The organism is Streptomyces sp. NPDC048197 (assembly GCF_043202395.1).
Classification (GTDB): Bacteria; Actinomycetota; Actinomycetes; order Streptomycetales; family Streptomycetaceae; genus Streptomyces; species Streptomyces siderophoricus.
Genome location: NZ_JBIDAJ010000018.1, coordinates 14,374 through 33,644 on the forward strand (window position 1 = coordinate 14,374; position 19,271 = coordinate 33,644).

Genomic DNA, 19,271 nt, shown 5'->3' on the forward strand with positions numbered 1-19,271 from the left:
GTTCTGGTGAGGCGGGCCGTAGGTGCGAGGAAGAGGCCGGTGAGGTTGCGGTGAGGGCGGCCGACCAGCGGCTCTTCATCGGCGGCGAGTGGGTCGCGCCCGACGGCGGCCACTACGAGGTGATCGACCCGGCGACCGAGGAGACCGTGGGGCTCGCCCCCGAGGCGAGCCGCGACCAGGTCCACGCGGCGGCCGCGGCGGCCCGGGAAGCCTTCGCGTCGTGGTCCCGGACCGGCCCGGAGGAGCGCGCGGCCGTCCTCTCCCGGGCCGCGGACCTCATGCACCGCAACGCCGGCCGGTACGCGGAGCTGGCCCAGGCGGAGAGCGGCGCCACGACCGCGACGGCGCGCGGGATGCAGGTGGCGGTGGCGGTGGCCCGGTTCCGGCGGTACGCCAAGGGAGCGCTGGAGCCGGTCGAGACGCCGCTGCCCCCGCAGATCAACGAGGCCGGCCCGATGGGCCGGGGCGGTGTGCTGGGCGCGCTGGCGGTCCGGCAGCCGGTCGGCGTGGTCACCTGCATCACCTCGTACAACAACCCGTGGGCCAACCCGGCCGGCAAGGTCGCCCCGGCCCTCGCCATGGGCAACACCGTCCTGGTGAAGCCCGCCCCGCAGGATCCGCTGTCGGTGTACCGGATGGCGGAGGCGCTGGCGGAGGCCGGGATTCCGCCGGGCGTGGTGAACGTCGTCAGCGGAACCGCGGTCGCCGTGGGGGAGGCCGCCGTCGACGCGCCCGACGTCGACATGGTCAGCTTCACCGGCTCCACGGCCGTCGGGCAGCGCATCGCCGCGGTGTGCGGGCGCGGGATGAAACGGCAGCTGATGGAGCTGGGCGGCAAGGGCGCCGCGATCGTCTTCGGCGACGCCGATCTGGACTCCGCCGTCGCCGGCATCGGGACGACCTACGCCTTCTACAGCGGGCAGATCTGCACGGCGCCGACGCGGGCGCTCGTGCACCGCTCCGTGTACGACGCGTTCGTCGCCAAGCTCACCGCGTACCTCGGGTTCCTGAAGGTCGGTGATCCGCGGGCGCGGGGGACCGTCGTCGGACCCGTCATCTCCGGCGCGCACCGGGACCGCGTCGAGTCGTACGTGGAGCTGGGGCGCAAGGAGGGCGCCACGGTCGTCGCGGGCGGGCAGCGGCCCGCGCATCTCGACAAGGGTTTCTACGTCGCACCGACCCTGCTCGCCGACTGCACCAACGACATGCGCGTGGTCCGGGAGGAGATCTTCGGCCCGGTGGTCGCGGTCGTCCCCTTCGACGGGGACGAGGACGAGGCCGTCGCGCTCGCCAACGACAGCGACTACGGCCTGATCGACTACGTCTGGTCGGCCGATGTGGCCCGCGCCTTCCGCGTGGCCCGGCGGCTGCGGGCGGGGGGCGTGGGGATCAACACCGTCGGCCGCAACATGGAGGCGCCGTTCGGCGGCTTCAAGCGGAGCGGCGTGGGCCGCGACGTCGGGTCGTACGCGCTCCATGCGTACAGCGAGCTGCAGTCGATCGTCTGGCCGGGGTGAGGGTGGGCTTTTCGGTGGGCTTTTCGGGGGCGGGCTTTTCGGTGACCGGGATGTGACGTCCGAAATTCGGACGGGAAATTTTGGAACCGCAACAAAACGGACAGTGCTGCGGTTCCCGGAAGACGAAAGGTGTAGCGGGAAGCTCGGGGGAGTGGCTCGGGGGAGAGGCTCAGGAGGCGCCCCTCGGCGATCCCTGGCGACCTTTCGGCCCCGTCCCTCAGCCCCTGCGGTCCAGGAACACCGGGTTGGTCAGGGCTGCCATGGGGCCCGGGAGGCCGGGTGTGGTGGCGGGGTGCCGGACCTCGGCGCGTATGTAGGCGGCGTGATCGGGCGTGGTCCGCCAGGTGACGGTGTCCGTGCCGGACGCCGGCAGGGCGGCCGAGTGCAGGCGGCCCTGGTCGGTGACGAAGGAGACCGTGCAGCCCGGGGCGCCGGAGACCTTGAGCCGCGCGGTGACCCCGGATGCGCCGGACAGCGCCAAGCGCTCGCCGATACCGGCGTGTTCGCCGCGCTCACCGGTGACCGAGAACGACAGGTCGATCTTCGAGGACTCGGCGATCCACACCCGGCCCGCCCGTATGCCGTCCTGCAGGGCGCGGCGGGAGAGGTCGTCGGCGAGCACCACCGTCTGCGGCAGGCCGACGACGTCCGGGTCGCGGTGGGCGTCGCTGTGCCCGACGGCCGGCAGCCAGTCCCCGCGGCCGCGGGCGTGCGCGACCAGGGTGTTGTCCCACTCGGCGAGGGTGACCTCGTCATCGGGGCCGTACGGGCCGTTCCAGACCTCCACCGCATCGGCTTCGCCGAACCCGAACTTCCAGTTGCAGCCGATGCAGGTGGCGTGCGGATGCGCCGGGATGACCAGGCCGCCGGCCCGCCGGATGGCGCGCGCGTACTTGCCGAAGGCGTTGTCCCGGGCGCGGTAGCGCCAGTCGATGAAGACCCCCGGATCGGTGCCCATCGCGACCACATGGCCGTTGCGGGTGGTGACCTCCTCGCCGGTAAGGATCAGCAGGTCGTCACCCCACAGCCCCTCCCAGGCGCGGTGCGCGGAGGTGGTGTTGTGCTCGGTGGTGGTGAGGAAGTCCAGCCCGGCGGCGCGGGCCAGCGCCGCGATCTCGGCGGGTGTGCGCCTGCCGTCGGAGTGGACCGAATGCAGATGGCTGTCGCCGCGGTACCAGGCGCGGCCGCGGCCCCGGGCGCGCTCCGGTGGGTAGGTGGGCCGGGGTGTCTGCCCCTGGGGGCCGTACCGCAGGGTGATCGTGACGTCGTAGGAGAGCCCCTGTGGTGCGACGGTGTACGGGCCGAGGGCGATGTGCCAGAGGCCTTCGTTGACGGGGCCGGGGAGGTAGCCGGGGGTGGCGTCGTCGGCGCGGAGGAAGAACTCCGAGCGCGCCCCGCCGGACCAGCCGCGGAAGCCGGCGCCGCCGAGGTCCGTACCCCGCTCGTCGAAGATGCCGATGTCGCAGGCGTTGCCGACCGTGCCCTCGGGGACGGTGGGTCTGTCGTAGCTGTAGGAGACGGCGATCTCCCGTACCCCGCCGGGCACTTCGAGCGGAACGTGGACGAAGTCCGGTGCGCCCATGGGCAGATGGCCGGTCACCCGCCGGGTCTGCTCGCCCGTCCCGCCGTTCGCCCCGTCACCCGGCCCGCTTCCCTGCCCGCCTCCCGTCCCGCCGCCCGGTGCTCCGGCCGCCGGCGTCGCGTCGGCGAAGCTCACCCGGCCGAGCGTGAGCGCACCCGTGGCGCCCGCGAGCGCCGAGAGCCGCAGAACCTCACGTCGTTCCATCCCGCTCCACCCCCTTCCGTGCTGCGTCCTGCTTCCGTGTTGCATCCCGTGAAAACTGTTGTACGCGGCCGTGACGCGCAGCGAAAGGCCTGTGGATAACCGTCGGTCGGTGCGGCAACATGCCGTCATCCACCCGCCTGACGGAGGTCCCCCACCATGCGGATCGCGACCACGATCTTCCTGACCGACGAGACGATCCGGCCGGTCCGGCTGGCCCGTGAGCTCGAACAGCGCGGCTTCGCCGGTCTCTACCTCCCCGAACACACCCACATCCCGGCCGGCCGCGACACCCCCGCCCCCATGGGCGAGCCGCTGCCCCGCGAATACGGCCGCACCCTGAATCCGTTCGTCGCCCTCGCCCAGGTCGCCGCGGTCACCGAACGGCTCGCCCTCGGCACCGGCGTCACGCTCGTCGCCCAGCACGACCCGGTGGACCTCGCCAAGCAGATCGCGACCCTGGACTTCCTCTCCGGCAGCCGCTTCACCCTCGGCATCGGCTACGGCTGGAACGTCGAGGAAGCCGCCGACCACGGGGTGGAGTGGTCCACCCGGCGCGCGCTGACCCGCGACCGGATGGCCCTGATGCGCGCCCTGTGGGCCGACGAACCCACCGCGTACGAGGGCCCGTTCGGGTCCGTACGGGCCTCCCTGGCCCACCCCAAACCGGCCCACGGCGCACCGCGCACCCTCCTCGGCGGCGCGGCCGGCCCCAAGCTCTTCGGGGAGATCGCGGCCGCTGCGGACGGCTGGCTGCCGATCGGCGGGCGGGGGCTCACTGAGGCCCTGCCCGTCCTGCGGCAGGCCTGGTCGGAGGCCGGACGCGCCGGCGATCCCGTGGTGGTCCCGTACGCGGTCCGGCCGACCCCGGGGAAGCTGGCCCACTACCGCGACCTGGGCCTTGAGGAGGTGGTGCTGCAGCTGCCACCGGCAGAGGAGAGCGAGGTCCTGCGCACGCTGGACGACTTCGCCCAGTACTTGTGACCGATGCCGCGGGCGGGCGGACGGCCGGTGCCGGGACGGGCAGGTGGCCGGCCGGTGCCGTGCGATGGGTGATAAACCGCCCGCAAGCACCTTTTGAGGTGCTCGGGGAAATATCGACCGCGGGGTTGGTCCGGACCTGGATGAATGTCGCTCCGGATTTCTCTGCCTTTGCTGAGTATTCAACTTGACAGGCCCTCTTTCCGTGGCACGATATCCGCCACCGACATCCTGATCGCCAGTAAAGAAAGCGCCTTCTACCTCATCTCGGGTCCTTTCTTCAGTGTCTCGCTCGCTGGCGGATCAGTACCTGTCACTGGGGGAGTGCGGATGGACGACAGAAATGTGGCGGCCTATCTCCGGGAGCTCGGAGTGGGGCCGCGCGAGGCCGAGGCGTTACAGGCGCTGCTGCGGTCCGGACGCTGCAGCGCCGGGGAACTCGGGGCGGAGCTGGGGTGGGCTCCCGAGCGGGCGGAGGAGTCCGTCGGCCGGTTGATCGAGCTGGGCCTGGTCGTCGCCGGCGGCCCTGACCACGCCACCCTCGCGCCCGCGGAGCCGAGCCTCGCCCTCGACCGGCTGGTGCACCTCCGGTCGGCGGAGGTCCAGCGGGCCCGGCTGGCCGCGCTGCACGCCTACCGGGACTACCGGCGCTGCACCGGTGCGCAGACCACGGACGATCTGGTCGAAGTGGTGACCGGTCCGCAGCAGATCGTGGACTGCATTTGGCAGTTCGAAAAATCGGTGGAGTCGGAAGTGGTCCGCTTCGATTCCCCGCCGTATCACACGGACGGCGGCCCGAATGACGTCGAGGTGCACAATCTCCGGCGCGGCGTTGAATATCGCGTGGTGTACTCGAACTCGGCGGTACGGAACGGCGCCTACTATGCGGCGAACATCCAGCCGTGCATCGCCGCCGGCGAAAAGGCACGGGTGCTGGCGGCGGTTCCGGTCAAACTCACGGTCTTCGACCGGCGCCTGGCCATCGTGTCGATGTCGTCCGTCGAAGCGGAATCCAATGAGTGCCTGCTCCTGGTACGGCCGTCGAGCCTGCTGACCGCCCTCCTCGGACTCTTCGAGACCTCCTGGCGGGCCGGCTACCCCATGCACCTCAGCGCACAGGTGCCCCGAGCGCTGAGCCCCGTGCAGCGGCGCATCCTGGAACTGCTCGGGACCGGGATCACCGACGACGCCATCGCCGAGCTGCTCGGCATCAGCCGTCGCACCCTCTCCCGCCACCTGGAACGGCTCTACCTCCTCGCCGGCGCCGCCAACCGTTTCCAACTCGCGTTGCACGCCGCCCGCAAGGAGTGGATCTGACCCCTCCCGGGGCGGCGCGCCGCGGACGACGACCGCTGCGTCCAACCGCTGCGTCCACCTGGGACCCGCGCCCGGGACCGCCACTGGCGCAGTTGTGACACCACTCGACGGCCCCCTGGGATACCAATTTCCCCACGGCGCCAGCGGACGCCGGTACCGCACCACAGGCAACACCCCATGGGTCGTCACCGGTGGCCCGCCCCCACCGGGTGATCGGTGACTGCCCGACTCCATCCCCCGGAAGTTGCCCCACCCCGATTGTGCGAAGGAGCAGCGAACCATGAACCACGGCAGGAAGATCGCTCTCACCCTCGGCGCGGCGATATGTGCCCTGGCACCACTCCCCGCGGTGGCGCAGGCCGCCTCCCCGGCGGCACCGGCCGCGCCCACGACGCAGGCCACCATCCGCGCGGACTCGCTGCCGTCCAAGAGCCAGTGGCTCGCCGACGTCGCCCCCGTGGCCGCTGACCTGCGAAAGCACCTGGAACAGCGCCTGGCCGGCGTCCCCCACGGCGAGAAGCCCGCGGTCGTCCTTGACATCGACAACACGTCCCTGGCCACCCACTACGACAAGGGGAAGCCCGTCAAGGCGATCCTCGACGCCACGAAGTACGCACACGACCACGGTGCGGCCGTGCTGTTCGCCTCGTACCGCAGCCCCGACTCGAAGGACTCCACGACCAGGCAGCTCACCTCGGCCGGATACACCGTCGACGGGCTCTGCCTCAAGCCGGAGGGGCACAGTCCCGGCAAGGCCGCGGTGAAACTCGGCTGCCGCAAGAAGTACGAAGAGGCGGGCTACACGCTCATCGCCAACGTCGGCAACCGCAGTACCGACTTCGAGGGCGGCCACTACGAGAAGGGGTTCAAGCTGCCGGACTACGACGGCGCGCTGAGCTGACCGCAGCCTCCCCGTAAGGGCCCGCCACCTCGTGTGGCGGGCCCTTCGCCGTTGCGCGACCGGAAGGCATCAACCCGCCCTGAAGCAACGGCAGTTGCGCACTCGTGCCACTGGCGAAGCTTTGCCGCCACCGGGGGCCGGCAGTCGGTACACCAAGGGGGCCGGTGTCCCCGACGCCGCTCGATCCCCCAGCTGATCTCCCCCCTCCCCCTAGGAGCAGCCGTGACCACAGGCATACGCAGGTGCACCGCGGCCGTCGCCCTCGCGACGGCGTTCCCGCTCTTCGCCGGCCAGGTTTCCCAGGCGCAGGAGCAGGCGCAGGAGCCGCGACCCGCGTCCGGCGTCCACAGCCCCGCCCGCGCCTTGCCCGGGCGGTACATCGTCGTCCTCAAGGACCGTGCGCCGGCGGCGGCTTCGGTGCCGGCCGTGAGCGCCCGGCTGGCGAAGACGCACGGCGGAACGGTCCGGCAGACCTACCGGACCGTGCTCAAGGGCTACGCGGCCACGATGACCGCCGCCCAGGCGCGCCGGGTCGCGGCCGACCCCCAGGTCGCCTCCGTGGAGCGGGACGTCGAGGTCCGGGGCTCCGCCGTGCAGAGCGACCCCCCGTCGTGGGGCCTGGACCGGGTGGACCAGCGCACCCTCCCGCTGGACCACAGCTACGGCTACGCCACCACGGCGGGCAACGTCACGGCGTACGTCGTCGACACCGGCATCCGCACCTCCCACACCCAGTTCCAGGGCCGGGCGTCCGTCGGCGCCGACGAGGTGGGCGACGGCGGCGACGGGCAGGACTGCGCCGGTCACGGCACCCATGTAGCGGGCACCATCGGCGGCAAGGACTACGGCGTGGCCAAGGGCGTCAAGCTGGTGTCCGTACGCGTCCTCAACTGCCGCGGCAAGGGCTCGGCATCGTCGATCATCGCCGCCGCCGACTGGATCACCGCGCACGCCACCAGGCCCGCCGTGGTCAACATGAGCATCAACGGGCCCAGGAGCAACAGCGAGGACAGCGCCATCAAGAAATCCATCGCCGCCGGGATCACCTGGGTCGTCTCCTCGGGCAACGACGGTGCCGACGCGTGCGGCAACTCGCCCGGTGACATCGCTGCCGCGCTCGTCGTCAACAACGCAACGGCCGACGACCGGCGCCGCTCCGACTCCAACTACGGCTCGTGCACCGACCTCTTCGCCCCGGGGACCGGCATCGCCTCCGCCTGGAACACGGGTGACCGCGACACCCACTCCCTCACCGGGACGTCCATGGCCGCACCCCATGTGACCGGCGCCGCCGCGCTCTACCTCTCCGCACACCCGGGCGCCTCCCCGGCACAGGTCCAGCAGGCCCTGCTCGACAACGCCACCTCCGGCCGGATCCCCAACGCCGGCAGCGGCACCCCCGACCGGCTCCTCCACACCGGCGGTCTGGGCACCCCGTAGCGACTGCGCACCGCAGCTGCGGCAATACGTGAGGTGACCGATGACGGATGCTCGTCGCCCACGGGACGGGCATCCGTACGGCGCCACCCTGCCCTAGGTCCATCGGCCTACGGGCCGCCCGAACGGCTGGGACCGCAGACCGATCCGCGGCCGGCCCCGCGGACGTAGCGTCGAAGGTGAACGGGAGCCAGAAATCGAGACCCACGAATCTGGATCCACGAGCTGGGGCCCCGGACCGGGACCCACGAAGAGCCTCGGCAGATCAAGGAGATCTCATGCCCAACCTCGACCACACCATCGTGCACAGCACCGACCGCTTCGCCTCGGCCCGTTTCCTCGCCGGCCTTCTCGACGCGCCGGAACCCAAGGCGTTCGGCCCCTTCGCCGCCCTCAAGCTGGACAACGGAGTGACGCTCGACTACGCCGAGCACGCGGCCGGCGGCAAGGAGTTCGTGCCCACGCACTACGCGTTCCTGGTGACGGAGGACGAGTTCGACAAGATCCTGGGGCGGATAACGGACCGCAACCTGCCGTACTGGGCCGACCCGCAGCACAGCCGGCCGCAGGAGATCAACACCCGGGACGGCGGCCGCGGCGTGTACGTCGACGACCCCGACGGCCACTACATGGAGTTCCTGACCCGTACGTACTCCGACGAGCTGCTGGCCAACCTGTAGGAGCCGGCTCCGGCGGGACCGCCCCCGGGCCAGTGATCAGCGGCACACCGGGGCGTCGTTCGCCCGCCGCGGCGCTGTCGGTCGGCGCTCGTATGCTCGGAGGATGACTTCCAGCGCGCAGGGACCTGACCAGGTATCCGACGAGGTATCCGACCAGGCGTCCGGGCCGGCGGCCGACCGCGGCACGGGCGCCCGGCCCGCCCCGGACAGCCGCCCGACGGCGAACGCGATGCGCCGTGCGCTCAAGCGGGCCCGCGACGGCGTGGCGCTGGACGTCGACGAGGCCGCGGTGCTGCTGCAGGCCCGCGGCGCCGACCTGACGGACCTGTGCGCCTCCGCGGCCCGGGTGCGCGACGCCGGCCTGGCGGCCGCCGGCCGCCCCGGCGTCATCACGTACTCCAAGGGCGTCTTCATCCCCCTGACGCGGCTGTGCCGGGACAAGTGCCACTACTGCACCTTCGTCACCGTCCCCGGCAAGCTGCGCCGGGCGGGCCACGGGATGTTCATGTCGCCCGACGAGGTGCTGGACATCGCCCGCCGCGGCGCCGAACTCGGCTGCAAGGAAGCCCTGTTCACCCTCGGCGACAAGCCCGAGGACCGCTGGCCCGAGGCCCGCGAGTGGCTGGAGGCGCACGGCTACGACGACACGCTCTCGTACGTCCGCGCCATGGCCATCCGCGTCCTGGAGGAGACCGGGCTGCTGCCGCACCTCAACCCCGGCGTGCTGTCCTGGACGGACTTCCAGCGGCTCAAGCCCGTCGCCCCGTCCCTCGGGATGATGCTGGAGACCACCGCCGAGCGCCTGTGGAGCGAGCCCGGCGGTCCGCACCACGGCTCACCGGACAAGGAACCGGCCGTCCGGCTGCGCGTCCTGGAGGACGCCGGCCGCTCCAACGTCCCCTTCACCAGCGGCCTGCTGATCGGCATCGGCGAGACCTACGAGGAGCGCGCCGAGTCCCTGTTCGCGCTGCGCCGCATCCAGCGTGCCTACCACGGCATCCAGGAACTGATCATGCAGAACTTCCGCGCCAAGCCGGACACGGCGATGCGCGGCATGCCGGACGCCGAACTGGAGGAGCTGGCCGCGACGATCGCGGTGGCCCGGCACATCATGGGCCCCTCGACCCGCATCCAGGCACCGCCCAACCTGGTCGACGGCGAATACGCGCTGCTGATCGGCGCCGGCATCGACGACTGGGGCGGGGTCTCCCCGCTGACCCTGGACCACGTCAACCCCGAGCGCCCCTGGCCGCAGATCGAGGAGCTGACCGAGCACTGCGCCGCCGCCGGCTTCGAGCTGCGCGAACGCCTCCCGATCTACCCCGAGTTCATCCAGCGCGGCGAGCCCTGGCTCGACCCCCGTCTGCTGCCGCACGTCCGCGCCCTCGCCGACCCCGAGACCGGCCTGGCCGTCGAGGACGCACCCGCCGTCGGCCGGCCCTGGCAGGAGCCCGACGAGGGCTTCACGATGGCCTCCTCCGGCCGTACGGACCTGCACCACACCATCGACACCGAGGGCCGCAGCGCCGACCGACGGGACGACTTCGACGAGGTCTACGGCGACTGGGAGGCGCTGCGCGAGGCCGCCGCGCCCGGTATGGCGCCCGAGCGGATCGACGCCGACGTACGGCAGGCGCTCTCCCGCGCCGCCGACGACCCCACCCGGCTCACCGACCCCGAGGCGCTGGCCCTGCTGCACGCCGACGGACCGGCCCTCGACGCCCTCTGCACCATCGCCGACGACCTGCGCCGCGCCACGGTCGGTGACGACGTCACCTACATCGTCACCAGGAACATCAACTTCACCAACGTCTGCTACACCGGCTGCCGTTTCTGCGCCTTCGCCCAGCGCCGCACCGACGCCGACGCCTACACCCTCTCCCTCTCCCAGGTCGCCGACCGCGCCCAGCAGGCCTGGGACGTGGGCGCCGTCGAGGTGTGCATGCAGGGCGGCATCCACCCCGACCTGCCCGGCACGGCGTACTTCGACATCGCCCGCGCCGTCAAGGAACGCGTCCCCGGTATGCACGTGCACGCCTTCTCGCCCATGGAGGTGGCCAACGGCGCGACCCGCACCGGACTGTCGATCCGCGAATGGCTCGGCGAGGCCAAGGCGGCCGGCCTGGACACCCTCCCCGGCACCGCCGCCGAGATCCTCGACGACGAGGTCCGCTGGATCCTCACCAAGGGCAAACTACCCACCGCCACCTGGGTCGAGGTCATCAAGACCGCCCATGAGCTGGGCATCCGCACGTCCTCGACGATGATGTACGGCCATGTCGACCAGCCGCGCCACTGGCTCGGCCACCTCCGGCTGCTGGCCGGGATCCAGCAGGAGACCGGCGGCTTCACGGAATTCGTCACGCTCCCGTTCATCCACACCAACGCCCCCGTCTACCTCGCCGGGATCGCCCGCCCCGGCCCGACGGCCCGCGACAACCGCGCCGTGACGGCCATGGCCCGGATCCTGCTGCACCCGCACATCACCAACATCCAGACCAGCTGGGTCAAACTGGGCACGGAAGGGGCCGCCGAAATGCTCCGCTCCGGCGCCAACGACCTCGGCGGCACCTTGATGGAGGAGACCATCTCCCGTATGGCGGGCTCCAGTTACGGGTCCTACCGCTCCATCCAGGACCTGATCGCCATCGCCGACCTGGCCGGCCGCCCCGCCCGCCCCCGCACCACGACCTACGGCCCGGTCCCCGAGGAGCGCCGGGCGGCCGCCCTCGCCTCGGACGGCCACCTGCCGGAGCTGCTGCCGGTGGTGGACTGAGAAGCCGGCGGGGGCCGCGCCCCGGCTTTCACTCCCCGTCGTACTCCGACTCGTGCTGGAGGATGCACTGCTGCCACTGGGACAGTGCCTCCTCGCGGTCGCCCCCGCTGTCCTGGGCGGCGACGATCAGGGCGTCGGCGGCCATCGCGGCGAGCCGTACGGCGATGTGGCAGACGTCGCTCTGGGGGAGCGGCCGGAGGAGTTCCACCGCGCCGTCGCTGTCCCCGGAGAGGGCCGAGGCGACAACGGCCATGGTGGTGCGATCCCACTCGTACTCGGACATGGGGAAAGCATGCCCACCGTGCGCCGCCGCCATCATCGAACGGATGAGCCCCGGCGCTGGTGCGCATCAGTTGAGTTGACGCACCGGAGTGCCCGCCAGGAAGGCGGTGATGTCCTCGACGGCCTGCTGGAAGTAGCCCTCGTAGTTGCGGCGGGTGACATAGCCGAGGTGCGGCAGGGCCAGCACGTTCGGGAGGGTGCGCAAGGGGTGACCGGCCGGCAGCGGCTCCTGGTCGAAGACGTCCAGGCCGGCCCCGGCGATCCAGTTCCCGCGCAGCGCCCGCACCAGCGCCTCCTGGTCGACGATCGCGGCGCGCGAGGTGTTGACGAGGTAGCTCGTGGGCCGCATCCGGCGGAGCTCGTCCGCGCCGAGCAGCCCCCGGGTGCGGTCGCCGAGCACCAGATGGACGGAGACGAAATCGGCCGCCTCCAGGAGCTCCTCCTTGTCGGCGGCGGCGCGTACGCCCACCTCCGCGGCGCGCTCGGCGGTCAGGTTCCGGCTCCACGCCACCACGTCCATGCCGAAGGCCAGTCCGATCCGGGCGACCCGGCTGCCGATCTTGCCCAGGCCCAGCAGCCCGAGCGTGCGGCCGTGCAGATCGGCACCGAGGGTGGACTGCCAGGGGCCGCCGGCGCGCATCGCGGTGTTCTCGGTGACGACGTTGCGGGCGAGGCCCAGGATCAGCGCCCAGGTCAGTTCGACGGGCGGCTCGGTGTTGCTGGCGGTGCCGCACACGGTGATCCCGAGCCGGGCGGCGGCCGCCAGATCGATGGCGGCGTTCCGCATCCCGGAGGTGATCAGCAGCCGGAGCCGGGGCAGCCGGCCGAGCAGCGAGGCGGGGAACGGCGTGCGCTCGCGCATCGCCACGACCATCTCGCAGTCACCGACCGCCGCGACCACCTCGTCCTCGGAGCGGAACGGCTCGCGCAGCGTACGGACCTCGACGGTACCGGCCAGCGGTGACCAGTCGGCCACGGAGAGCGCGACGTCCTGGTAATCGTCGAGTACGGCGCAGCGCAGTGTCATAGCAAGATCTCCCGGAGGTGCAGTTCGGCGTTCATCCGGACCGTAGCGCCCAAAAGCCGCCTAGCCAGCGACTATGCGCATACTCACCTGGCCGGAAACTGATCAATCCCGGTCGATTACAGTGCTGCGCCATGGGGCCTTCGCAAGGCCCCGGAACGTGGTGAGCTTCGGGAGGCACAGTGAGCGCAGCGGGAGGCGGCGCCGCCATCTGGGGGCGCGCCGAACAGCAGGACTTCCGCAGCCGGGTACGCGGCTGCCTGCTCGGTGGCGCGATCGGCGATGCGCTCGGTGCCGGCATCGAATTCGACGCGCTCGATGCGATCCGTGCGGCGCACGGCCAGGAGGGCGTGACGGACTTCGTGCCCGCCTTCGGGCGGCGCGGTGCGGTCACCGACGACACCCAGATGACCCTGTTCACCGTCGACGGGCTGATCCGGGCCCAGGTGCGCCGCGACACCGGCGCCTGGCACCCGCCCACCGACGTCCACCGCGCCTACCTCCGCTGGGCCGCCACCCAGCACGACTGGGGCCCCGACGAGCGCAAGACGCACGACGGCTGGCTGGCCCGCGAGGAGTGGCTGTACTCCCGCCGCGCGCCCGGCCGGGCCTGCCTCAGCGGCCTCGGCGACGAGGTCATGGGCACCGTGGAGGCGCCGAAGAACCCGGACTCCAAGGGGTGCGGCGCGGTGATGCGCTCGGCGCCGTTCGGGCTGCTGGTCGGCTGGGAGCCGCAGCTGGTCTTCCAGCTCGCCGTGGAGTGCGCGGCGCAGACCCACGGCCACCCCACCGGCTATCTGGCGGCCGGCGCGTTCGCCGTCATCAGCCACTCGCTGGCCCGTGGTGAGGACCTCGACAGCGCGGTGCAGAAGGCGCTCGCCCACCTGGCCACCCGCCCCGGCCACGAGGAGACCACCGAGGCCCTCAAGCGCGCCCTGGGCGCCGTACGGCAGGGCATGCCGACGCCGGCCCGGGTGGAGTCGCTGGGCGAGGGCTGGACGGCCGAGGAGGCGCTCTCCATCGGCGTGTACTGCGCACTGGTCGCCGAGGACATCCGGCACGGCCTGCTGCTCGCCGTCAACCACAGCGGCGACAGCGATTCCACCGGCGCCATCTGCGGCAACCTCCTCGGCACCCTGCACGGCGAAACGGCGCTGCCGCCGGACTGGCTGGTCGAACTGGAGGGCCGGGCCACGATCCTGCAACTGGCCGACGACTTCGCCATGGAAATGACCCAGGGCCCCGCCCTGCACGGCCCGGCCGGCTCGTCCCCGGGGTGGCTGGCGCGGTATCCGCGGGCGTAACGGCCGTACGGTCCGGGACCCGTACGGCCGTAATGGGCAGGGGTGAGGTCGCTACCGCATCAGCTCACCCGCATTGACCAGCAGTGACTGACCCGTGATGGCGCGCGCCCGGTCGGACGCCAGGAAGACCGCGGTCTCGGCCACATCGGCATCGGTGGCCAGCTCCGGCAGCGCCATCCGCTCGGTGAGCCGCCCGAGCACCTCGGATTCCGGCACGCCCTCGGCCTGCGCCTGGAACCGTACGTACGCCTCGACCGGCGGGCCCCACATCCAGCCCGGCTGCACGGTGTTGACCCGTATCCGGTCCGGGCCCAGCTCGCGGGCGAGCGAATACATCGCGGAGACCAGTCCGCCCTTCGACGCCGCATACGCCGCCTGCTGCACCTGTGAGGGCGCCGCGACCGACGACTGGGTGCCGATGAACACCACCGAACCCCCGCCGCGCGCGGTCAGCGACGGCAGGCAGGCCCGGGTCATCCGCAGCGTGCCGAAGAGATTGACGTCCACGACGGCGCGCCAGGAGTCGAAGTCGGCGTCCCGCAGCCCGCCGAACAGCGAGTCCAGCGCGGCGACATGGACCACCGCGTCGATCCCGCCGAACCGCTCCACCGCCAGCGCGGCCAGCGCCGTGCACTGTGCCTCGTCACCGATGTCGGTCACCCGCCAGGCCGTACGCGTCCCCGAAGGGTCGATCTGCGCCGCCGACTTGGCGAGGTTCGCCTCCGTGCGCGCGCCCAGCACCACCGACGCACCGTCCCGCACGCAGGCCGCCGCGACCTGATGGCCGAGGCCGGCCCCCACGCCCGAGACGACGACGGTCTTGTTCCGCAGCAGCATCTCCGCCTCCGGACGCCGAGCCCCACCTACCCGCTCTGACGGTCAGTCAGATTAGAGCGGTGGCCCCGGAAGGAACAGCCCCTCCGCCCGCGGATTTCCCGGGTGGGCGGCTGCTGCCCGGTCAGTGCGCGTGGCCCCGGCGCAGGCGGACGACGGACCGCAGCCGGCGCAGGACGGCGGCCACCCGCACCCGGGCACCGCACAGCCGGGCCCACAGGCGGCGGGCGAGGGAAGGCGGCGGCTCGGTCGGACAGTCGTCGGAGGAATCGGGGGCCGGCGCGCCGCCCGTCGGGTCGTCCGCGCCGTGGGGGTCTTGGGTGCCGTGGCTGCCTCGGGTCATCCGTCCTCCCGGAAAGGTGTTCCCACCCCTGTCCTTCCCCGTGGCACCCACCCCGAAGCCGCGACTCTCCGGAGGGCCCCGCCCTCACCTCTCCCCGCGCGCCTCCACCAACGCTCCGCGCAACCGCCCCAGGCCCGCGCGGATCTCCTCCGGCGTGTGCGTGACGAACGACAGGCGGACCGCGGCCGGGTCCGGCGTCCCGGCGTAGAACGGCGCCCCGGGCACGTAGGCGACGTCATGCCGTACGACCTCGGGCAGCAGCGCGGTCGCGTCGTAGCCGGCGGGCAGGGTGGCCCAGACGAACATGCCGCCCGCCGGCCGGTTCCACCGCGAGCCCTCGGGGAGGGCCGTGGCGAGCCCGTCGACCAGCGCGTCCCGGCGCTCGCGGTACGCATCGCGCACCCGCGCCAGATGGAGGTCCAGGTCCGTGGTCGCCAAGTACCGTGCCGCGGCCGCCTGATCGACGGTCGAGGTGTGCAGGTCGGCGGCCTGCTTGGCGATGACGCACGGGCGCCGCAGCGGGGCCGGCAGCCGCAGCGTGCCCAGCCGCAGCCCGGGCGCCATCACCTTCGAGAACGAACCCAGCAGCACCGTACGGTCCTCGGCCCCCGGGAACGACGCCACCCACGGCACGGCCGCGCCCTCGAAGCGGAGCTCGCCGTACGGGTCGTCCTCGGCGATCCACAGTCCGCGCCGGGCGGCGATCCCGGCGACCGCGGCCCGCCGCTCGGCGGAGAGCGTGCGGCCGGTCGGGTTCTGGAAGGTGGGGATGACGTAGAGCAGCTTCGGCCGCTCCCGGGCGGCGAGTTCGTCCAGTGCGACCGGGTCGATCCCCTCGTCGTCGGTGGGCACCGGCACCACCCGGGCACCCGCCAGCGAGAAGATCTGCAGCGCCGCCAGATAGCAGGGGTCCTCGACCAGCACCGTGTCGCCCGGCTCCAGCAGGACGGTGGCCAGCAGCGACAGTCCCTGCTGCGAGCCGGTGGTCACGAGCAGCTCGTCGGGATCGGTGGGCAGCCCGCGGGCAGTGGTGCGCGCCGCGACGGCCGCGCGCAACGCCGGGTCGCCCTCGCTGGTGGAGTACTGCAGGGCGCGCCGCGGGTCGTCGGCGAGCACGTGCTGAAAGGCGGCGGCCAGCCCCGCCGCGTCGAACAGCTCCGGAGCGGGCAGCCCGCCGGCGAACGAGATGACCTCGGGCCGGGCGGTGAGCGCCAGGATGTCCCGTACGGGTGAGCTGCCGGTGCGCGCCGCCCGCGCGGCGAGCTCGGGGAGCGGCGCCCGGGCGGACGTATCGGTGGGCGTACGAAGGGTCGTACGGGCATCGGTGAGGATCGCATCCGGCATGGCGGTTCCCCCTTCACTCCGGCCGCGGGTTAACCCGCGTTAGCTGTAGGTGCCAGGCAGCTTAGGCAGGGGCGGAACGGATGTGCAGGGATGCCCACATGGTGAGCATGACGGACGCACCCCTCCCGTTCTGACGCTGTGTCAGCTACACCTGTTCCCCATGACCGCAGACCGCGAGAGCACGAACGGGACCACACCGGAGGACGCCACCGCCACCCATGTCGCCACCTACGGCGAACTGGCCGCCGTCGGCCCCTACGGCGTCCGCCCCGGGCATGCGCTGATCACCATGGTCGAACCGCACCCCGGCCATGAGTACGCCTACAACCGCTGGTACGAGGACGACCACTACATCGCCGGCGCCATGGCGATGCCCTGGATGTTCGCGGGCCGCCGCTGGGTCGCCACCCGCGATCTCCAACTCCTGCGCTATCCACAGGAGTCCGCCGTCGCCCGCCCGGTCACGGCCGGCTGCTACCTCTCCACGTACTGGCTCACCGAAGGCCGCTACGACGAGCACATGCGGTGGACGGTGGCGATCAACCGGCGCCTCAACCGGGACGGCCGGGTCCACCAGGACCGCACGCACATCTTCACCGCCTTCCAGGACCACCTGGCGACGGTCTACCGGGACGGTGCGGCGGGCCCCCGGGACTTCCATGCGCTGGACCACCCCTATGCGGGGCTGGTGCTGGAGGTGGTCGACGCGGCCGGCCCTGAGGAACGGGCCGGGCTGCTGGAGTGGCTGCGGGACCGGCAGCTGCCGCGGCGGCTGGCCGGCTCACCCGCGGCGATGGTCACGGTCTTCCGGCCGACCCCGCTGCCCGGTGACCGGATGACGTACGTACGGCAGGTCGAGGGCGTCGACACCCGGCTGACGCTGCTGTGGTTCCTGGAGCGGGATCCCCGCGACGACTGGGCGGCGCACTTCGCGGGCCTCGGGGAGGAGGTCGCGGACGCGGGGCTCGGGCGGGTGGAGCTGGTCGCGCCGTTCGTGCCGACCGTGCCCGGGACGGACCGGTACGTGGCCGAATTGCGCTGACGGATGCTGACGCGCGGTGACGGCGGCGGGAGGGAAGGCGCGGTGGGGCGGGCAAGGCCGAGCCCCCTCGGCCGGGACGGCGATCCAGTCGAGAGGGCTCGTATCCGCGGATGCGGACTGTGGAGCGTGCCGGCTCAGGTCACGCGACGTCGAAGCCGCCGTCGGCGACGTCCGACAGGAAACGGCTCCAGGAGGCGTTGTCGAACGTGAGGCGCGGCCCCTCGGGGTCCTTGGAGTCGCGCACCGCGATGGCTGCGGTGGTCGGTACGGCGATTTCCACACAGGCGCCGTTACCACCGGAGTACGAGGACTTGGTCCAGGAGAATGCGGAATTCGGCTGCACGGCCATGTTCACTCCAACTTACTCTGAGTTACCGCGGATTCGGTAGTCATGACGCTACGCGCCAACATCACCAACCGCAGGGGCCGTTCACCCGTCCGAATGGCATATTCCTTGATCTCTTTTCATGGCGGTAGGGGCGGGTGTACCGTGCCAACCCGTTATCCGGAACCTCGCATTCCGCACCTTTTCCACCATGCCCGGTCCGTCATACGGTCCGCCGCTCCGGTCTCCCCTCACCTCAGGTCACTTCACCTCGGGTCACCTCACCTCTGGTCACCCCATCGCGTCCGCATGGGATTTCGCCGCTTCCGCGATGAACTCCCGGCTCGCTTCCGCGCTCAGCGCCTGGGCCCGCAAATGCTCGTACATGATCGTGTATTTGTGCACATCATTGGTTTTCTCCAGATAGAGGTCACTGGTGACGCCCTCGATGTACACCACGCTGGAATCCGCGGCATCGTCGAATTCCAGGATGGAGAACGTTCCCGACATTCCGGCGTGCGCACCGGCGTCATAAGGGAGCACCTGCACGGTCACATGCGGGAGATGGCTCACCTCGACGAGATGGTCGAGCTGTTCGCGCATGATCAGGTGGCTGCCGACCACCCGCCGCAGCGCGCTCTCGTCCAGCACCACCCACAGCCGCAGCGGGCGCTCGGGCTCGTTGACCCGCTCCTGGCGGCGCATCCGCACCTGGATGCGCTTCTCCAAATGGTCCGGCGCCAGCTCGGGGACGGTGCCGGGGATGACCGCCTCGGCGTAGCCGGGCGTCTGCAGCAGCCCGGGCACGAGCAGCGACTCGTAGATCCGCAGCGAGGCGGCCTCGGTCTCCAGGCCGATGTAGACGCTGTACGGGATGTCGCCGAAGGCGTGCCACCAGCCCTGCTGGCGGGAGTCCTTCGCCATCTGCATCAGCGAATCGACTATCCGGTGGTCCTCGACCTCGTAGACCCCGCAAAGATCGCGGACATCACGCTGGCTGATGCTGCGGCGGCCGTTCTCGAGTCTGCTGATCTTCGATTGCGAGACCAGCAGCCGCTCGGCCACCTCTTCCGCCGTCATGCCCTTGAGCTCGCGGAGCCTGCGCAGCTCCTGGCCCAGCCGGCGTCGCCTGACGGTGGGATTGACGTGGGACGCCACGGGATGTGCACCTCCGGCTCCGTACTGCTGTCATTTCCTGGTCAGCAGACTGCCACTCCGGAGTGACGCCGCGCAGTGAAATGCGCACACAAGGCGATCGAGCGTGTGCGCGGGGTGGTGGGGGGGGGGGGGGGGCGCGGGGGGGGCGGGGGCCCCCCCCCCCCCGCCAAGGGGGCAGCGCGCCGCCCCGGCCGGCCCGCAGGGGCCGGGCGGGGGGGGGTGG

The 19,271-nt window shown here is 71.8% G+C and carries 17 protein-coding genes; 9 read left to right on the forward strand and 8 right to left on the reverse strand.

Going from position 1 to position 19,271, the window contains the following annotated elements:
* Positions 1 to 50: 50 nt before the first annotated feature.
* A complete protein-coding gene (locus ACGF4C_RS23235) occupies positions 51 to 1,517 on the forward strand; it encodes an aldehyde dehydrogenase family protein (RefSeq protein ID WP_393568737.1) in 1,467 nt (488 codons plus the stop codon).
* Between the two features lie 217 nt (positions 1,518 to 1,734).
* On the opposite strand, the gene ACGF4C_RS23240 is transcribed toward ACGF4C_RS23235, so the two are convergent.
* The gene (locus tag ACGF4C_RS23240) at positions 1,735 to 3,303 is read right to left on the reverse strand and encodes a CehA/McbA family metallohydrolase (RefSeq protein WP_393568738.1); all 1,569 of its coding nucleotides are present in this window, start codon (positions 3,301 to 3,303) and stop codon (positions 1,735 to 1,737) included.
* A gap of 156 nt (positions 3,304 to 3,459) precedes the next feature.
* Here ACGF4C_RS23240 and ACGF4C_RS23245 point away from each other — a divergent pair, with 156 nt between their 5' ends.
* From ACGF4C_RS23245 to ACGF4C_RS23270, 6 genes are all read left to right on the forward strand, one after another.
* Positions 3,460 to 4,284, forward strand: coding sequence for a TIGR03619 family F420-dependent LLM class oxidoreductase (locus ACGF4C_RS23245; RefSeq protein WP_393568739.1), 825 nt, complete (start codon positions 3,460 to 3,462; stop codon positions 4,282 to 4,284).
* A gap of 327 nt (positions 4,285 to 4,611) precedes the next feature.
* Positions 4,612 to 5,598, forward strand: coding sequence for a helix-turn-helix domain-containing protein (locus ACGF4C_RS23250; RefSeq protein ID WP_393568740.1), 987 nt, complete (start codon positions 4,612 to 4,614; stop codon positions 5,596 to 5,598).
* Between the two features lie 280 nt (positions 5,599 to 5,878).
* Complete coding sequence (locus ACGF4C_RS23255) at positions 5,879 to 6,499, forward strand: HAD family acid phosphatase (RefSeq protein ID WP_393568741.1); 621 nt, start codon at positions 5,879 to 5,881, stop codon at positions 6,497 to 6,499.
* A gap of 222 nt (positions 6,500 to 6,721) precedes the next feature.
* Positions 6,722 to 7,939 (forward strand): S8 family peptidase, encoded by a 1,218-nt coding sequence (locus ACGF4C_RS23260; RefSeq protein WP_393568742.1) that lies wholly within the window; start codon positions 6,722 to 6,724, stop codon positions 7,937 to 7,939.
* A 275-nt stretch (positions 7,940 to 8,214) separates the two neighbouring features.
* Positions 8,215 to 8,616: a VOC family protein gene (locus ACGF4C_RS23265; protein WP_393568743.1), complete on the forward strand. Its 402-nt coding sequence runs from the start codon at positions 8,215 to 8,217 to the stop codon at positions 8,614 to 8,616.
* Positions 8,617 to 8,719: 103 nt separating this feature from the next.
* Positions 8,720 to 11,392 (forward strand): bifunctional FO biosynthesis protein CofGH, encoded by a 2,673-nt coding sequence (locus ACGF4C_RS23270; protein WP_393568744.1) that lies wholly within the window; start codon positions 8,720 to 8,722, stop codon positions 11,390 to 11,392.
* 28 nt (positions 11,393 to 11,420) lie between these two features.
* On the opposite strand, the gene ACGF4C_RS23275 is transcribed toward ACGF4C_RS23270, so the two are convergent.
* Together ACGF4C_RS23275 and ACGF4C_RS23280 are read right to left on the reverse strand one after the other, a co-directional pair.
* A complete protein-coding gene (locus ACGF4C_RS23275; RefSeq protein WP_393568745.1) occupies positions 11,421 to 11,675 on the reverse strand; it encodes a hypothetical protein in 255 nt (84 codons plus the stop codon).
* 66 nt (positions 11,676 to 11,741) lie between these two features.
* Positions 11,742 to 12,701 carry a D-2-hydroxyacid dehydrogenase family protein gene (locus ACGF4C_RS23280; protein ID WP_393568746.1) on the reverse strand — a complete coding sequence of 320 codons (960 nt, stop codon included), beginning with the start codon at positions 12,699 to 12,701 and terminating at the stop codon, positions 11,742 to 11,744.
* A 179-nt stretch (positions 12,702 to 12,880) separates the two neighbouring features.
* On the opposite strand from ACGF4C_RS23280, the gene ACGF4C_RS23285 reads away from it, so the two are divergent.
* Complete coding sequence (locus ACGF4C_RS23285; protein ID WP_393568747.1) at positions 12,881 to 14,002, forward strand: ADP-ribosylglycohydrolase family protein; 1,122 nt, start codon at positions 12,881 to 12,883, stop codon at positions 14,000 to 14,002.
* A gap of 51 nt (positions 14,003 to 14,053) precedes the next feature.
* Here the strand turns inward: ACGF4C_RS23285 and ACGF4C_RS23290 are convergent, their stop codons facing one another.
* The 3 genes from ACGF4C_RS23290 to ACGF4C_RS23300 all read right to left on the reverse strand — a co-directional run bounded on the left by ACGF4C_RS23290 (position 14,054) and on the right by ACGF4C_RS23300 (position 16,523).
* The gene (locus tag ACGF4C_RS23290) at positions 14,054 to 14,839 is read right to left on the reverse strand and encodes an SDR family oxidoreductase (RefSeq protein ID WP_393568748.1); all 786 of its coding nucleotides are present in this window, start codon (positions 14,837 to 14,839) and stop codon (positions 14,054 to 14,056) included.
* A gap of 121 nt (positions 14,840 to 14,960) precedes the next feature.
* Positions 14,961 to 15,179, reverse strand: a complete 219-nt coding sequence (locus tag ACGF4C_RS23295) for a hypothetical protein (protein WP_393568749.1) — start codon at positions 15,177 to 15,179, stop codon at positions 14,961 to 14,963.
* Positions 15,180 to 15,263: 84 nt separating this feature from the next.
* A complete protein-coding gene (locus ACGF4C_RS23300) occupies positions 15,264 to 16,523 on the reverse strand; it encodes a PLP-dependent aminotransferase family protein (protein ID WP_393568750.1) in 1,260 nt (419 codons plus the stop codon).
* Between the two features lie 160 nt (positions 16,524 to 16,683).
* Here ACGF4C_RS23300 and ACGF4C_RS23305 point away from each other — a divergent pair, with 160 nt between their 5' ends.
* Positions 16,684 to 17,565 carry a hypothetical protein gene (locus ACGF4C_RS23305; protein ID WP_393568751.1) on the forward strand — a complete coding sequence of 294 codons (882 nt, stop codon included), beginning with the start codon at positions 16,684 to 16,686 and terminating at the stop codon, positions 17,563 to 17,565.
* A 139-nt stretch (positions 17,566 to 17,704) separates the two neighbouring features.
* On the opposite strand, the gene ACGF4C_RS23310 is transcribed toward ACGF4C_RS23305, so the two are convergent.
* The gene (locus ACGF4C_RS23310; RefSeq protein WP_030415568.1) at positions 17,705 to 17,914 is read right to left on the reverse strand and encodes a DUF397 domain-containing protein; all 210 of its coding nucleotides are present in this window, start codon (positions 17,912 to 17,914) and stop codon (positions 17,705 to 17,707) included.
* A 267-nt stretch (positions 17,915 to 18,181) separates the two neighbouring features.
* Positions 18,182 to 19,048: a helix-turn-helix transcriptional regulator gene (locus ACGF4C_RS23315; protein ID WP_030415567.1), complete on the reverse strand. Its 867-nt coding sequence runs from the start codon at positions 19,046 to 19,048 to the stop codon at positions 18,182 to 18,184.
* Positions 19,049 to 19,271: the final 223 nt, after the last annotated feature.

Coding starts and splice junctions, on each gene's coding strand:
- ACGF4C_RS23290 (WP_393568748.1), bottom strand. CDS start 14,839: ATGCTGCTGCGGAACAAGACCGTCGTCGTCTCGGGCGTGGGGGCCGGC.
- ACGF4C_RS23270 (WP_393568744.1), top strand. CDS start 8,720: ATGACTTCCAGCGCGCAGGGACCTGACCAGGTATCCGACGAGGTATCC.
- ACGF4C_RS23280 (WP_393568746.1), bottom strand. CDS start 12,701: ATGACACTGCGCTGCGCCGTACTCGACGATTACCAGGACGTCGCGCTC.
- ACGF4C_RS23310 (WP_030415568.1), bottom strand. CDS start 17,914: ATGGCCGTGCAGCCGAATTCCGCATTCTCCTGGACCAAGTCCTCGTAC.
- ACGF4C_RS23245 (WP_393568739.1), top strand. CDS start 3,460: ATGCGGATCGCGACCACGATCTTCCTGACCGACGAGACGATCCGGCCG.
- ACGF4C_RS23275 (WP_393568745.1), bottom strand. CDS start 11,675: ATGTCCGAGTACGAGTGGGATCGCACCACCATGGCCGTTGTCGCCTCG.
- ACGF4C_RS23300 (WP_393568750.1), bottom strand. CDS start 16,523: ATGCCGGATGCGATCCTCACCGATGCCCGTACGACCCTTCGTACGCCC.
- ACGF4C_RS23240 (WP_393568738.1), bottom strand. CDS start 3,303: ATGGAACGACGTGAGGTTCTGCGGCTCTCGGCGCTCGCGGGCGCCACG.
- ACGF4C_RS23255 (WP_393568741.1), top strand. CDS start 5,879: ATGAACCACGGCAGGAAGATCGCTCTCACCCTCGGCGCGGCGATATGT.
- ACGF4C_RS23295 (WP_393568749.1), bottom strand. CDS start 15,179: ATGACCCGAGGCAGCCACGGCACCCAAGACCCCCACGGCGCGGACGAC.
- ACGF4C_RS23250 (WP_393568740.1), top strand. CDS start 4,612: ATGGACGACAGAAATGTGGCGGCCTATCTCCGGGAGCTCGGAGTGGGG.
- ACGF4C_RS23305 (WP_393568751.1), top strand. CDS start 16,684: ATGACCGCAGACCGCGAGAGCACGAACGGGACCACACCGGAGGACGCC.
- ACGF4C_RS23265 (WP_393568743.1), top strand. CDS start 8,215: ATGCCCAACCTCGACCACACCATCGTGCACAGCACCGACCGCTTCGCC.